Raw genomic sequence first — 16,842 nt, 5'->3', positions numbered from 1 at the left:
AGACAGGGTGAGGCAGCACGATGGTTCGGGCGGTCGGGCAGCGGTGTGACGAGACTGCGGAAGCGGTGCGCGCATGACCCGCCCAGCCCGTGTGCGCCCGACCCGTACCCGCCGCCCCCGAGTCACCACCCTGCCGCAGTTGATGGCCACGGCCGTCGAGGCCAACCCGAGCGGCGCCGCCTTGGTGTTCGCCGACGCGACCAGCACGCTGGCGCAGCTGAGCTATGCGGAGCTGGATGAACGGTCCACGCGGTTGGCGCGTCTGCTGATCGATCGTGGGGTGGGTCCGGAGGATTTGGTCGCGGTGGGTGTGCCGCGGTCGATCGAGTCGGTGGTGGCGGTGTGGGCGGTGGCCAAGACCGGTGCGGGGTTCGTTCCGGTCGACCCGAACTATCCGGCCGATCGCGTCGAGCACATGATCGCCGACTCGGGCGCGGTCTTCGGGCTGACCGTCGACGAGGTCCGTGGCGACCTGCCGGACCGGGTCGAATGGCTGTCCATAGATACCGTCGAGTGCGCGCGGCGACTCGAGGAGTTCCCCGCCGACCCGGTGACCTACACGGAACGGGTTCGCCCGCTGCGCGGGGAGCATCCCGCCTACGTCATCTACACCTCCGGCTCCACCGGCAAGCCGAAGGGCGTGGTGGTCACACAGGCGGGGTTGGCGAGTTTCTGCGCTGAGCAGTGTGAACGGTATCGGGTGACGAGTGCGTCGCGGACGTTGCATTTCGCTTCGCCGTCGTTCGACGCCTCGGTGCTGGAGTTGTTGCTGGCGTTGGGCGGCGCGGCCACCATGGTCGTCGCGGCCCCTACGGTGTTCGGCGGCGAGGAGTTCGCGTCCCTGGTGCGCAGGGAGGCCGTGACCCACGCGTTCGTGACGCCCGCCGCGCTCGCCTCGGTGGACCCGGCAGGCCTGGACGAGTTGCGCGTGGTGGTGGCCGGTGGCGAAGTGTGCCAGCCGGAATTGGTGCGGCGCTGGGTGCTGCCGGTTTCCGGCGGGCGGACCCGTGAATTCTTCAACGGGTACGGCCCGACCGAGACCACGATCATGACCAATATCAGCGCGCCGCTCGTGCCGGGGGAGCCGGTGACGATCGGCGCGCCGATCCGGGCCGTCACCGAGTACGTGCTGGACGAACGATTGGTCCCCGTGCTCAGCGGTGTGGTCGGCGAGCTGTACATCACCGGTGCGCACCTGGCCCGCGGCTACCACGAACGGCGCGGGCTGACCGCGTCCCGTTTCGTGGCGAACCCGTTCGACGCCCACGGTTCACGGCTCTATCGCACCGGTGACTTGGTGCGGTGGACGCCGAATGGTGAGTTGGAGTATCTGGGTCGCAACGATTTCCAGGTGAAGATTCGTGGTTTCCGGATCGAGCTGGGTGAGATCGATGCGGTGCTGGCCGCACACGAGACGGTCGATTTCGCGGTCACCGTCGGGCATCAGCTCGACAGCGGCGCCACCATTCTCGTCGCCTACGTGCACGCCGCGCCCGGCATGGTCGCCGACGCGGCCGAACTTGCCGCTTTCGCCGAGCAGAGCCTGCCCGCGCACATGGTGCCGACGGTTGTCATGGTGCTGGAGGAGATCCCGCTGACCCCGGTGGGCAAGCTGGACCGCGGGGCCCTGCCCGCGCCGCGGTTGCAAACCAAGGCGTTCCGCGCGCCCGTCGGTCCCCTGGAAGAGCTCGTCAGCGAGGTATTCGCCGAACTGCTCGGCCCGGGTGCGCCGGTCGGCGCGGACGACGATTTCTTCGAACTGGGCGGCAATTCGCTGATCGCCACGCAAGCCGCGGCCCGTGTGGGCGCCGCCATCGCGGCGCGGGTGCCCGCGCGGCTGATCTTCGAGAGCCCTACCGTCGCCGCGATGGCCGCGCGGCTGGAGCCGATGAAGGGCGCGGGGGACCGGCGGGCGTTGGTGGCGGTGGAGCGTCCGGAGCGGGTGCCGTTGTCGTTGGCGCAGCGGCGGATGTGGTTTTTGAATCAGTTCGATACTGGTTCGGCGGCGAACAATATTCCGTTCGCGGTGCGGTTGTCGGGTGTGTTGGATGTGGCGGCGTTGCAGGCGGCGGTCGCGGATGTGGTGGAGCGTCATGAGACGTTGCGGACGCTGTATCCGGCGGTGGACGGGACCGGGTACCAGGTCGTCGTGCCCGCGGCCCGAGCCGTCCCCGACCTCGCGCCCAAGCCCGTCGCCGAGCACGAACTGCTGGACTGGCTGCGTGGCTTCGCGCTGACCGGTTTCGATGTCGCGGCGGAAGTGCCGCTACGCATCGCTCTGGCCGAGATCGCCCCCGACGATCACGTGGTCGTCGTCGTGGTGCATCACATCGCCGCCGACGGCGCATCGGTCGCGCCGTTCCTGCGGGATCTGCTCGGCGCGTTCCTCTCCCGGCGCAACGGGGCCAGACCGTCCTGGGAGCCGCTGCCGGTGCAGTACGCCGACTACACGCTGTGGCAGCGGGCGATGCTCGGCGACGAGGACGATCCGGATTCGGTGGCCGCCGCGCAGATCGCCTACTGGCGTCGTGCCTTGGCGGGCATCCCGGACCGGATCGACCTGCCCTCCGACCGGCCGCGCCCACCCGTCGCCTCCGGCCGCGGCGCGGAGTACACCTTCGCGGTGGACGCCTCGGTGCACCAGGGTCTGGCCGCACTGGCGCACAGCGCGGGCGCCTCGGAATTCATGGTGGTGCACAGCGCGCTTGCGCTGCTGCTCGCTCGGCTCACCGGCACCGACGACATCACCATCGGCACGCCCGTGGCGGGCCGTGGCGAGCGGGAGCTCGACGCGCTGATCGGCATGTTCGTCAACACGCTGGTGCTGCGCTCCCGGATCGACCTCGGCGCGTCGTTCCGTGCGCTGCTTGCCCAGACGAAAGAAACGGATCTGGGTGCGTTCTCGCATGCCGACTTGCCGTTCGAGCGGCTGGTCGAGGTGCTGGACCCGGTGCGTTCGCAGGCGCATCATCCGCTGTTCCAGGTGGCGCTGTTCTTCCAGAACATGAGCAGGCCCGAGGTGGTCCTGCCCGGCTTGTCCGCCCGGGTGCTCGAGCTGGACGGCGCGATCGCGAAATTCGACCTGCAACTGACCGTGGTGCCCGACGCCGAGGGCGAGCCGACGGGCTTCACGGCGATGTTCACCTACGCCACCGACCTGTTCGACGAGCGGACGATCGCGGAGTTCGCCTGGCGGTTGGAGCGGCTGTTGGCCGCCGCCGTCGCCGAACCCGACCGGCCGATCGGGACGATCGATCTGCTCGCTCCCCTAGAGCGCGAACGCATCCTGCTCGAGTGGAACGACACCCGGTATCCGGTGCCCGCCGAGTTGCTGCTGGACGGTTACCGGCGTGCGGCGCAGGCGTACGCCGATGAGGTCGCGATCGTTTACGAGGGTGTCGAGCTGTCGTATCGGGCGTTCGATGCGCGGGTGAATCGTTTGGCGCGGTTGTTGATTTCGCAGGGTGTGGGTGCGGAGTCGTTGGTGGGTTTGGCGGTTCGGCGGTCGTTGGATCTTGTGGTGGGGATGTATGCGATCGTGGCGGCGGGTGGGGCGTATGTGCCGTTGGATCCGGATCATCCGGCCGAACGCATCGCGCACATCCTCGAGACGGCGCAACCGATCTGTGTGCTCACGACCTCCGCCGACGCGGTCGACGTGCCCGAAGGCACCGCGGTACTGCTGCTGGACGCCCTGGATCCGAACCGTTTCGACGACGCCCCGGTCCGTGCCGAGGAGTTGGTGCGCCCGGTGCTGCCGCACCATCCGGCGTACGTGATCTTCACGTCGGGGTCGACCGGCAGGCCGAAGGGCGTCGCGATCTCGCACTTCGCGATCCAGAACCAGATCAGCTGGATGCTCGCGGCGTATCCGCTCGATGCCGACGACGTGTACTTGCAGAAGACGGCGACGACGTTCGACGTCTCGCTGTGGGGATACTTCATGCCGTTGCGGGCGGGGGCGAAACTCGTCGTCGCAACGCACGACGGCCATCGGGATCCGGTGTACGTCGCGGAGACCATCGCCGCGCAGGGCGTGACGGTAACGGATTTCGTGCCGTCCATGCTGACGGTCTTCGCCGCGCACACCGCCCCCGGCTCGTGTCCCACCCTGCGCGACATCTTCGTGATCGGCGAGGCGCTGCCGCCGGAGACCGTCGCCGCGGTTCGTGCGGTGACCGACGCGGCTGTGCACAACCTGTACGGCCCGACCGAGGCGGCCGTGTCGGTGACCTACTGGCCCGCGACCGCCGCTGACGAGCGTTCCGTGCCGATCGGCGTGCCGCAGTGGAACACCCAGGTGTACGTGCTGGATTCGCGTCTGCAACCGGTGCCCGCGGGTGTTCCGGGCGAGCTCTATCTCGCCGGTGATCAGCTGGCCCGTGGATATGTGCGTCGTCCCGATCTCACCGCGGACCGCTTCGTGGCCAACCCGTTCGGTATCGGCGAGCGGATGTATCGCACCGGTGACCTGGTGGCCTGGCGCGCCCCGACCGAAATACTGCCGCATCGGCTCGACTATCTCGGCCGGACCGACTTCCAGGTGAAGTTCCGCGGTCAGCGGATCGAGCTGGGTGAGATCGAGACGGCGCTGCTGGCTCAACCGTCCGTGAGCCAGGCCGTGGCTCTCGTCGCGCCGTCCGCGCTGGGCGACCAGCTCGTCGCCTACGTCGTGCCCACACCGGGACGAACGATCGAACAGGCCGAATTGCTCGCGGCGATCGGTGAAACGCTGCCCGCCTATATGGTTCCGGCCACGATTGTCGCGCTGGACGCGTTTCCCCTGAACCCCAGTGGCAAGCTGGATCGTAAGGCGCTGCCGGAGCCCACCTTCGAGGCCAAGCATTTCCGTGCGCCCGTGACCGCGATCGAGGAGATCGTGGCCGGGGTGTTCGGTGAAGTACTCGGTGCGGGGCGGGTCGGCGCGGACGACGATTTCTTCGCGCTCGGCGGAAACTCGTTGGTCGCTACCCAGGTCGTGGCGCGGGTCGGTGCGGCGGTCGGTGCGCGGGTGCCGGTGCGGGCACTGTTCGAGTCGCCGACCGTCGCGGCGTTGGCGGCGGCGATCGAATCGGATACGCATGGTGAGCGCGCTGTAGAGCTCGGCGGTATCGCGCGGCCGGAACGTCTGCCGTTGTCGCCGGCGCAGCAGCGGATGTGGTTCCTCAACCGCTTCGACCATGCGGACAACCCTGCCGCGGCCACCGCTTCGGCGGCCTACAACCTGCCGTTCGCGTTGCGGTTGACCGGCGAGCTCGACGTGGCCGCGCTTGGGGCGGCGCTGCACGATGTCGTCGCGCGGCACGAGGTGCTGCGCACGGTGTATCCGGAGACTCCGGACGGTCCGGTGCAGGTGGTGTTGCCCGCCGCGCAGGTGGCGCTGGACGTGGCCGTGCACCCGATCGGTGCGGCCGACATCGCAGGCGAGGTGTACGAACTCGCCTCGGCTCCCTTCGATGTGACCGCCGAAGTGCCCGTACGAGTGCGATTGCTACAGGCCGCGCCGTCGGAGTTCGTGCTGGTGGTTGTGGTGCATCATATTGCGGCTGATGCGTCGTCGATGGGTCCGTTGGTGCGGGATGTGATGATCGCCTATGCGGCGCGCACTGCGGGTGACGTGCCGGGGTGGTCGCCGTTGGGTGTGCAGTACGCGGATTACGCGTTGTGGCAGCGGGCGGTGTTGGGGGAGGAATCGGACCCGGAATCCATCGCCGCCCAGCAGATCAGATTCTGGCGGGAGCAGCTTGCCGGGTTGCCGGATTTGTTGGAGTTGCCCGCGGATCGGCCGCGTCCTGTGGTGGCGTCGTCGGCTGGTGCGCGGGTGGATGTTGCGGTTGATGCGGCGACGCATGCGGGTCTGGTGGAGTTGGCGCGTGCGCATGGTGCGACGTTGTTCATGGTGGTGCATGCGGCGTTTGCGGTGTTGTTGGCTCGGTTGTCGGGTAGTTCGGATGTCGCTGTCGGTAGTCCGGTGGCGGGCCGTGGTGAGCGTGAATTGGATGATTTGATCGGTATGTTTGTCAATACCGTGGTGTTCCGGTCGCGGGTTGATGGTGGTGAGTCGTTCGCGGGTTTGCTTGCGCGTCAGCGTGAGTGGGATTTGGCGGCGTTCGCGCATGCGGATGTGCCGTTCGAGCGGTTGGTGGAGGTGTTGAATCCGCCGCGGTCGACGGCGCGTCATCCGTTGTTCCAGGTGGGGTTGTCGTTTCAGAATGTCGGGCGTGCGGTGTTGGAGTTGCCGGGTTTGTCGGTGGCTGGTGTGGATGCGGATTTGGATGTGTCGCAGTTCGATCTGCATTTGATTGTTGGTGATGGGTATGAGGAGTCGGGTGCGGCTGCGGGTATTGGTGGGTTTTTGACGTATGCGACGGATTTGTTCGATCGGGCGACGGTGGAGGGTTTCGCGGCGCGGTTCTCGCGGATCCTCGCGGCTGTGGTCGCGGATGCGAACGTCGCGGTCGGCGATATCGACATCCTCGCCGACACCGAGCGCACCGACGTGCTCACCGTATGGAACGACACGACCCACCCGGTGGAACCCGCCGCGACGCTGGGATCGTTGTTGCGCCGGGCCGTCGCGGCGGCGCCGGCAGCGGTCGCGCTGGTCGCCGACCTGCCCGATGGTGCACGCGCCGAACTGACCTACGCCGAGCTGGCTGCCCGGGTCAACCGCCTCGCCCGCTACCTGGTCTCGGTGGGCGTCGGCCCCGAATCCCGGGTCGCGCTCGCTTTCCGCCGATCGGTCGATCTGGTCGTGGCGATGTACGCGGTGGCCGAGGCCGGTGGTGCGTATGTGCCGGTGGATCCGGATCAGGCTGCCGAGCGCACGAACTACATCCTGGCGACGGCCGCTCCGGTGTGTGTGTTGAGCAACGCGGAGGCGGAGTTCGACACCGACGTCGCGCCGGTGGTGCGGCTGGAGGACTTGGAACTGACCGCGGTCGCGAACGCGCCGCTCACCGCATCCGAGCGGGTCGTACCGCTGCGGCCGGAGAACACGGCATACGTCATCTTCACCTCGGGATCGACTGGCCGCCCGAAAGGCGTCGCGGTGCCGCACGCGGCCATCGTGAACCAGTTGCTGTGGAAAGTAGCCGAATTCGAGCTGACCGAGGACGACTCGGTGCTGCTGAAGACGGCGGCGACGTTCGACTTGTCGGTGTGGGAGTTCTGGTCTGCCGCCGTGTGCGGTGGCCGGCTGGTGATCGCCGCCCCGGAGGGCCACCAGGATCCCGCGTATCTGAACGACCTGATGGCGCGGGAGTCGGTCACCACACTGCATGTGGTGCCGTCGATGCTCGACGCGCTACTGGTACACCGAGCAACCGCGGAGGCGGTGAATTGGTCGCCACGGCGGGTGTTGGCGATCGGTGAGGCGTTGCCGGGTTCGGTGGCGCAGCGGTTCCTGCGGGAGAACCCGCGTACTGAGTTGTTCAACTTGTATGGTCCGACCGAGGCGGCGGTGTCGATCACCAGTCATCGGGTGAGCCGTGCTGATGAGGTGTCGGTGTCGATCGGTGCGCCGGAGTGGAACAGTCGGGTGTATGTCCTCGACGGCCGCTTGCGGCCGGTGCCGGACGGTGTTTCCGGTGAGTTGTATTTGGCGGGTGCGCAGTTGGCGCGTGGGTATTTCGGTCGCGCGGATCTGTCGGCGGATCGTTTCGTGGCGAATCCGTTCCAGGCTGGAGCGCGGATGTATCGCACGGGTGATCTGGTTGCGTGGAACGGTAGTGGTGAGCTCGAGTATCGGGGTCGTACGGATTTCCAGGTGAAGATTCGTGGTTTCCGTATCGAGTTGGGTGAGATCGAAGCCGCACTGTTGGCGCTGCCCGAAATCGCGCAGACAGCGGTGATCGCGAAGTCGGATCCGAAGACCGGTGACCGTTTGGTGGCCTATCTCGTGCCGAGCGATGCCGATGCCGATGCCGATGGCGGTGCCGGTGTGGATGTGGCGCGGGTGAGGTCGGAACTGTCGGCGGGTTTGCCGTCGTACATGGTGCCGTCGGTGTTCGTGGTTTTGGATGCTTTGCCGTTGAATGTGAACGGCAAGTTGGATCGTAAGGCGTTGCCGGAGCCGGAGTTCGAGGTTCAAGCGTTCCGTGCGGCCTCGACGCCGATCGAGGAGATCGTGGCGCGGGTGTTCGCCGAGGTGCTGGGTGTCGAGCGTGTCGGTGCGGATGATGATTTCTTCGCTTTGGGTGGTAACTCGTTGTTGGCGACGCAGGTCGCGGCGCGTATCGGCGCGGCGTTGGATGCGCGTGTTCCGGTGCGGGTGCTGTTCGAAGCCTCCACCGTCGCCGGGCTGGCGATCAAGGCCGAACGAGGCGCAGGCCGCGAGCGTACGCCGCTGGTCGCCGGGCCGCGCCCCGACCGCATCCCCCTGTCGTTCGCGCAGCAGCGCATGTGGTTCCTCAACCAGTTCGACACCTCGGCCTCGGTCTACACCATCCCCGCGGCGATCCGCCTGTCCGGCGACCTGGACGTGGCCGCATTGCAGCAGGCCGTCGCCGACATCGTGGCGCGACACGAGATCCTGCGCACCATCTACCCGCAGACGCCGGACGGCCCGATACAGCGGATCCTCGCGCCGCACGAAGTGCCGGTGGAGCTGGCTCCCGCGCAGATCGGCGACGAGCACGTCGCGGGCGAAGTGCAGCGGGTCGTCGCGTCCGGCTTCGACGTGACCACCGAGGTGCCGTTCCGCACAGAGCTGTTCCAGCTAGAGGGCCCCGAGTACGTACTGGTTTTCGTCGCGCACCACATCAGCGCCGACGGCTGGTCGATGGGCCCGCTGACCAGGGACCTGATGCTGGCCTACGTGGCGCGCAGCGGAGGACGGGAGCCGTCCTGGGCGCCGCTGCCCGTCCAGTACGCCGATTACGCGCTGTGGCAGCGCGAGGTGCTCGGCGCCGACGACGATCCCGAGTCACTCGCGGGCACACAATTGGCCTACTGGACGGCCGAACTCGCAGACCTGCCCGACGAGCTGAACCTGCCCGCGGACCGCCCGCGCCCGTCCGCCCAGTCCTTCGTGGGCGGCAAGACCGGTTTCGTCGTCGACGCCGACGTGCACGCCGCGCTGGCGGGTCTCGCGCGGCAGCACAACGCCACGTTGTTCATGGTCGTGCACACCGCGTTCGCCGTGTTCCTGTCCCGTTTGTCGGGCGCCGACGACATCGCCATCGGCACGCCCGTCGCGGGCCGCGGCGAAGCCGAAATCGACGACCTGGTCGGCATGTTCGTCAACACATTGGTACTGCGCACCCGAGTCGCGCCCGGTCTCGGCTTCACCGAACTGCTTACCGCCACCCGGGAAACCGATCTGCGCGCCTTCGCCAACGCCGACATCCCGTTCGAGCGGCTGGTCGATGCGCTCGGCCCCGAGCGCTCGGCAGGCCGCCATCCGCTGTTCCAGGTGGCGTTGTCGTTCGAGAATCTAGCCGCCACCAGCTTCCGACTACCCGGCCTGAGTTTCACCGCCCTCGACCCGGCCGCCGACACCGCGAAGTTCGATCTGCTGCTGACCATGCGCGAGCAGCGCACCGAGTCCGGCGCGGAAGCCGGTCTCGCCGCCGAGTTCACCTACGCCCGCGACCTGTTCGACGAGCAGACCGTGGTCGAGTTCGGCCGCAGGTTCCGTCGCGTCCTGGCCGCCGTGGTCCGGCATCCCGCCACCGCCGTCGGTGATCTGGAGATCCTGGACGACTCCGAGCGCGCCGCCCTGATCGCCCGTGCCGGCGCACCGGCCCTGCCGCCGCGCACGCTACCGGAGCTGATGGCCGCCGCCGTCGCCGCGAACCCGGCCGGAATCGCCGTGGTCGCCGACGGCCGCACCTTCAGTTACGCCGAACTGGACGCGGCCTCCGCGCAATTGGCGCGCGCCCTGATCGACCGCGGGGCGGGACCGGACGTGCTGGTCGCCATCGCGATCCGTCGTTCGGTGGAATCCGTGCTGGCGCTGTGGGCGGTGGCCAAGACCGGTGCGGCCTTCGTCCCGGTCGACCCGACCTATCCTGCCGACCGCATCGCCCACATGGTCGCGGATTCCGGAGTGACCCTCGGCGTGACGCTCACCGCCGAGCTGGGCAACCTGCCCGTCCTCACCGGTGGCGCCTGGGTCGCGTTGGACGACCAGGACTTCACCCTGGACGTCGCCGTGCGCTCGGACCAGCCGCTGCGACCCGGCGAACTGCGCGGGACGTTGCGTGCGGGCAACGCCGCGTACGTCATCTACACCTCCGGCTCCACGGGAACGCCCAAGGGCGTCGTGGTCACCCACGCAGGCCTGGCGAACTTCAGCGCCGAACAGGTGGAGCGTTACCGGCTCGACCGATCGACGCGGGCCTTGGCGTTCGCCTCGCCATCGTTCGACGCATCGATGCTGGAACTGTTACTCGCGCTCGGTTCGGCGGGTGGGCTGGTGGTGGCGCCGCCACTGACCTTCGGCGGTGAAGAACTGGCCGAGCTGATCCGCGTCGAGGGCGTCACGCACGCCTTCCTCACTCCGTCCGTGCTCGCCTCGCTCGACCCGGACGCGCTGTCGGGGATGCGGGCCATCGTGGCGGGCGGCGAAGCGGTGCCCGTCGATCTGGCGGCCGAGTGGACGGGTGCGCCGGAGCGCGCCTTCCACAACGGTTACGGGCCGACCGAGACCACCATCATGACCAATATCAGCGACCCGCTACAGCCCGGCGAACCGGTCACGATCGGCGGTCCCATCCGCGGCATGCGGTCGCTGGTGCTCGACAGCAGGCTGCGTCCGGTGCCGGAAGGCGTCACGGGCGAACTGTATCTGGGCGGCATCCAGCTGGCGCGCGGCTACCACGCCCGGCCCGGTCTCACCGCCGCTCGGTTCGTGGCCGACCCGTACGCCGCGCCGGGCGAGCGCCTGTACCGCACGGGCGACCTGGTGCGCTGGCGTCGGTCCGGTGCTGCTCCGGTTCTGGAGTACGTGGGCCGCAACGACTTCCAGGTGAAAGTGCGCGGCTTCCGCATCGAACTCGGCGAGATCGACGCCGCGCTCGCGGCTCAGCCCGAAGTCGGCTTCGCCGTCACGCTGGGACGCGAAAGCCGTTCCGGTGCGACGATGCTCGTCTCCTATGTGCTGCCTGCCAAGGGCGCCAGCGTCGACCCGGCCGCGCTGACCGAGCGGATCGGGCGCACGCTGCCGGAGTATATGGTGCCGACGGCGATCGTCGGGCTCGACGCGATCCCGCTGACGCCGGTGGGCAAGCTGGACCGCAAGGCGCTGCCCGAGCCGGAAATGGACGCCCGCGCCTACCGTGCGCCGCGGACCCCGGCCGAACTGGTGATCGCCGAGGTGATCGGCGCGGTGCTCGGCGTCGACCAAGTCGGCCTGGACGACGACTTCTTCGCCCTCGGCGGCGACAGCATCATGTCCATTCAGGTGGTCTCGCGCTCGCGCGCCCGCGGCGTCATTTTCTCCCCGCGTGACGTCTTCGAATGCCGTACGGTGGCCGCTTTGGCCCGCGCGGCCGCGGTAGAGGGCGGATCCGGCGACGAGGCGGGCGAACTACCGCTCACGCCCAACGCGGCCCGGACGGTGGACGAGGGCATCGAGGTGCGGGCCATCGCCCTCGACGTTCCCGAGACCTGCTCCGTCGACACGGTGCGCGCCGCGGTGGCCGCCGTGCTCGACCAGCACCCGATGTTGTGGGTGCGGGTGCGCAACGACGACAAGGGCAGGCCCGTGTTGCGCATCCCGGCTGCCGCCGAGCGCACCGGTGAGGCGTTCCGCCGGCTGGATCCGCAGCGCGGCGAGACCTCGCTGCCCATCGACGACGTGGTGCAGGCGGCCGCGGCCGCGCTGGATCCCGAAGAGGGCCGCAACATCTACTTCGTGCTCACCGGCGATCCCGGAGCCCGCTCGACGCTCATCGTCGTGGCCAGCAGCCTCGTGGTCGACGACGTCTCCTGGCGGACCGTCGTCGACCAGCTCAGCGCGCGATGGAACCGGGCGCGCCATGCCGCGCCCGCGACCCCGGAAACCGGCCTCGGCACGCTCATCCGTGCGCTGTCGGCCAAGGCGCACGATCCCGCCACCCTCGCCGAAATGGATTGGTGGCGACGGGCGCTCGGCTCCGTCCCGGAGGGCGCGGGAACCGATGGACGTGATCTGCGCGCCCGCAGCCGGGTATCGCTCACCATCACGGCGGAGGGCGCGGCGGCCGTCGCCGCTGCCGCCGAGGCCTACCACGCCGGGGTGGACGACATCCTGCTCACCGCGCTGGCGCTGGCCCTGCAGACCTCGGCGGGGGAGACCGTCACGCGCGCGATCGGTTCGGTCGTCCGGCTGCCCGCCGACGGTCGGACGGCCACCCATGCCGACGCCCAGAGCATGGTGGGCGGCTTCCTCACCGAGTATCCGCTTCCACTGCGGCTGACCAGGATCGACCTCGATGACGCCCTGATCGGCGGCCCGGCGGCGGGCACGGCGATCGCGCAGATCAAGGAGCTGCGGCGGTCGGTGCCCTCGCGCGGTGTCGGCTACGGCCTGTTGCGCCACCTCGATGCCGAGACCGCCGCCGAACTGCGCGGCCTCGGCCACGGCCGGTTCGCGCTGCGCTACCGGGATCTGCGCCCGGCGCGGGTGCACACCGACATCCCCTCCGACGAGCTGCTGCTGGTGCTGACCGTCGACGCCACCGACGACGGCCTGCTGGCCCGATTCGACTTCGCCTCCGCCGCGTTCCGCGGCGAGGACGCGAAAACCTTCGCCGAGCACTGGATTCGCGCCCTGGGCGGCCTCGCCGAACACGGCCTGCGTCCGGACGCGGGCGGCTACACCCCGTCGGACTTCCCGCTGGTGCGGCTGAAGCAGCCCGATATCGATCGCTTCGCCCGCGCCTACCCGGACCTGTCCGACGCCTGGCCGCTCACCCCGCTGCAATCGGGCATGCTGTTCCACGCCCTGCTCGCCGAGAATTCGGTGGACGTCTACACCACCCAATTCGTGCTCGATCTCGGCGGCGCGGTGGACCCCCGCCGGATGCGGGCCGCCGCGCAGGCCGTGCTGGACCGGCACGACAACCTGCGCGTCGCCTTCGCCGACGACAGCGAGGGCAATCCCGTGCAGATCGTGCAGGATTCGCTCGAGGCGCCGTGGCGGCTGATCGATCTGTGCCAGCTGGAACCGGCCGCGGCCGCGGCCGAGGTGGAGCGGATCAAGGCGGCCGACCTGGCCGAGCACTTCGACATGCGGACCGCGCCGCTGCTGCGGTTCGCGCTCATCCGTTCCGCCGCCGCCCGGTACCACCTGGTCGTGACCAGCCACCACATCCTCATCGACGGCTGGTCCATGCCGCTGCTGATGAAGGACCTGCTCACCCTGTACGCGTTGGGCGCCAACTCCCGGCACCTACCCGCGGTGCCGTCCTACCGCGACTACTTGGCGTGGCTGGTGGCGCAGGACGCGGAGGCGGCCCGCGCCGCGTGGCGCGCCGCGCTGGCCGGTATCACCGAACCGACGCCGCTGGCTCCGGTCGATCCCGGCCGCGAGATCTCCGCAGGCGTCGGCGAGGTGGGTTTCGAGTGGTCCCCTGCCGACACCACCGCGCTGACCAGGCTCGCGTCGGGTCTCGGCGTCACGGTGAACACCGTTGTGCAGGCGGCCTGGGGTCTGCTGATCGGCCGCACCGTCGACCGCGACGACGTGGTCTTCGGCGCCACCGTATCGGGTCGCCCACCCCAGCTGGACGGCGTCGAATCGATGGTCGGCCTGTTCCTGAACGCGATCCCCGTGCGGGTGCGGCTCGACCCGACCGGCACCCTGGGCGGGCTGCTGCGCCAGTTGCAGGCCGAGCAGGCCGCACTGCTGGAGCACCACTATCTGGGACTGAGCGACATCCAGGAAGCTGTTGGCGTGGAGGGCCTGTTCGACTCGCTCGTCGTGTTCGAGTCGTTCCCGGTGGACCGGGAGGGCCTGGACCAGGCCGGCGCCATCGACGGAATGAACGTCATCGGCGTCGGCGCGGCCAACGGCACCCATTACCCGTTCACGGTGATGGTGGTGCTGGACAGTCAGCTGCGGGTCTCGGTGAAGTACCTGCGCGACCTGACCGGAGAACCGGCTGCGACGGCGCTCGCGCAGCGGCTCTCGATGCTGATCGGTCGCTTCATGACCACCCCGCAGGCGCGCGTCGGCGACATCGACGCGCTGCTGGACGACGAGCGCGCCGAGCTGGCCGCGCGCAACGCCACCGACGTGCCGGAACTGCTCGACGAGGCGACGCTGCTGTCGCTGTTCGACGCGCAAGTGGCGCGCACGCCGGACGCGCCGGCGGTGCGCTTCGGCGACACCACGCTCAGCTACGCCGAACTCGACTCGCGCGTCCGGTCCCTGGCCGTCGAGCTGATGGGGTGGGGCGTCGGCCCGGAGACGCTGGTCGCCGTGGCCATGCGGCGCGGCATCGACCTCGTCGTCGCGATCTACGCGGTGTTGCGCGCCGGTGGCGGCTATGTCCCGATCGATCCGGACCATCCGGCCGAGCGCAGCGAGTACGTCCTCGACAGCGCCGCGCCGATCTGCGTCCTGACCACCACCGCGGACGCCTTCGACACCGCGACCGGTGTCCCGGTGGTCGCGGTCGATACGCTGTACCTGCCTCCCTACCAGGGCCTTCGGCCCCAGGATCACGTTTATCCGGACACCGTCGCCTACGTCGTCTACACCTCGGGCTCGACCGGTCGCCCCAAAGGCGTGATGATCACGCACCGGCAGATGGTCAACCAGTTCCGCTGGGCGCAGTCGGCCTACCCGCACGACGGCGGTGACGTGGTGCTGCACAAGACGCCGATCACCTTCGACATCTCCACCTGGGAGCTGTTGTGGCCGCTGCAAACCGGTGCGTCGATCGTGATCGCCGCGCCCGACGGACATCGCGATCCGGCCTACCTGGCTCGACTCATCGTCGACAACGCCATCACCACGGTGCATTTCGTGCCGTCGATGCTGGAGGCGTTCCTCGACCCGGTCGCCGACCCCACCGCGCGGTACCCGTCGCTGCGGCGGGTGTTCGCCGCGGGGGAAGCGTTGTCCGGGGAGACCGCGGCGGCCTTCGCCGCCACCGCACCCGGCGCCGCGCTGGTCAACTGGTACGGACCCGCCGAGGCCACCGTGGTCACCGATCACCCGGTGCGCGACACCGCGGCGGCGGCGGTACCGATCGGCGTACCGGTGGCCAACACCCGCGTGCACGTGCTCGACCGGCAGCTGCGCCCGGTGCCGCCGGGCGCGGCGGGCGAACTGTACGTCGCCGGAGTGCAGTTGGCCCGCGGCTATCTCGGCGCCGCGGCCCTCACCGCCGAGCGATTCGTCGCCCATGCCGGCGGCGCCCGGCTCTACCGCACCGGTGACATCGTGCGCTGGCGCAACGGAGCGCTGGAATACCTGGGCCGCAGTGACTTCCAGGTCAAGCTGCGCGGCCAGCGGGTGGAACTCGGAGAGATCGAGGCCGTGCTCGCGCGCCATGCCAAGATCCGGCAAGCGGCGGTCTCTGTGGTGCGCAGCGCCACCGGGGACCGGCTGGTCGCCTATGTGGCCGCCGCGCCGGGAGTGACCGTCGACGAGGCTGCCCTGCTGCTGCACGCCCGCGCCGCGCTGCCGTCCTACATGGTGCCCTCGGCTGTTGTCGCGCTCACCGAACTGCCGCTCAACGCCAGCGGCAAACTCGACCGCAAGGCGCTGCCGGCACCGCGACCGGCCGCCCGTCCGTACCGCGCGCCGGGCACGCCGTTGGAGCGGACCGTGCTGGAGGTGTTCGACGAGGTGCTCGAGCTCGGTGCCGGACAACGGGTCGGCATGGACGACGACTTCTTCGACCTGGGTGGCAACTCGCTGGTCGCCACCCGCGCGGTGAGCAGGTTGCGCACGCTCACCGGCGCCCAGGTGCGGGTGCAGTGGTTCTTCACCGATCCCACCCCGGCGGCGCTGGCGGCCCGGATCCTCGCCGCGCTGGCCGACGACCACGACTACGACCAGGACTCGAACGCGGCGCTCGGTGTGCTGCTGCCGATCCGGACCATGGTGCCGCACGACGTCGCCGCCGCGGGGCCGCTGTTCTGCCTGCATCCGATGTATGGATTGTCCTGGTGCTACGCAGGCCTCGCGCGCTATGTGCCCGCGAGCACCCCGATCTTCGGCCTGCAGTCGCCCGCGTTGACCGAAGAGGGCTACCTGCCGCGGTCGTTGACCGAGATGGCGCACCGCTACGTGGCCGAGATCCGCGCGGTGCAGCCGCACGGGCCTTACCGGCTGCTCGGCTGGTCGCTCGGCGGTGTGCTGGCGCACGCGGTGGCGACCGCGTTGCAGGCCGCGGGTGAGGACATCGGCCTGCTCGCCATGCTCGACAGTCACCCGGACATCGACGTCACGGATTTCCGGGCGGCGATCCGCGAGGCGCTGGCCGAACTCGGTATCGGCGCGGACGCCCTGCTGCCCGGCGACGGGGACATCCACGATCTGAGCGAGGACGCTCTCGCCGCGCTGCACGCCACCATCCCCCCGGACATGGCGGTGCTCACTCCCGACCGGGTCCGCCGGATCTACCGCAGCGCGGTGCGCTCGGCCGAGTTGATCGCCGAGCACCGCCCGGACGTTTTCCGTGGACGATTGGACTACTTCAGCGCGGCCGGTCACGACACCGCGGCCGCGGGCTGGCAACCCTACGTCGAGGGCCGGGTCGACGATCATCCCGTCGGCGTCCCGCACGACCAGATGACTTCGCCGGAAGCGCTGGCGCAGATCGGGCCGCGATTGTCCGAACTGCTGGATCCCCCCGGCTGGGAAATGACACGGAACCCGGGGCGGTCGTGATCGACCCG

1 protein-coding gene is annotated in these 16,842 nt (G+C 69.4%); it reads left to right on the top strand.

Annotated features, from left to right (window positions below; genetic code table 11):
* Positions 1-73 precede the first annotated feature (73 nt).
* The gene (locus K8O92_04485; GenBank protein ID UAK33253.1) at positions 74-16,834 is read left to right on the top strand and encodes a non-ribosomal peptide synthase/polyketide synthase; all 16,761 of its coding nucleotides are present in this window, start codon (positions 74-76) and stop codon (positions 16,832-16,834) included.
* The last annotated feature ends 8 nt before the right edge of the window (positions 16,835-16,842 follow it).

Source organism: Nocardia asteroides (genome assembly GCA_019930625.1).
In the GTDB taxonomy this organism is placed as follows: Bacteria; Actinomycetota; Actinomycetes; order Mycobacteriales; family Mycobacteriaceae; genus Nocardia; species Nocardia sputi.
This window is presented reverse-complemented; position numbering and strand designations above follow the sequence as displayed.

Bases quoted from the DNA above. Each gene is read 5' to 3' on its own strand.
- K8O92_04485 (UAK33253.1), top strand. From the start codon at position 74: ATGACCCGCCCAGCCCGTGTGCGCCCGACCCGTACCCGCCGCCCCCGA.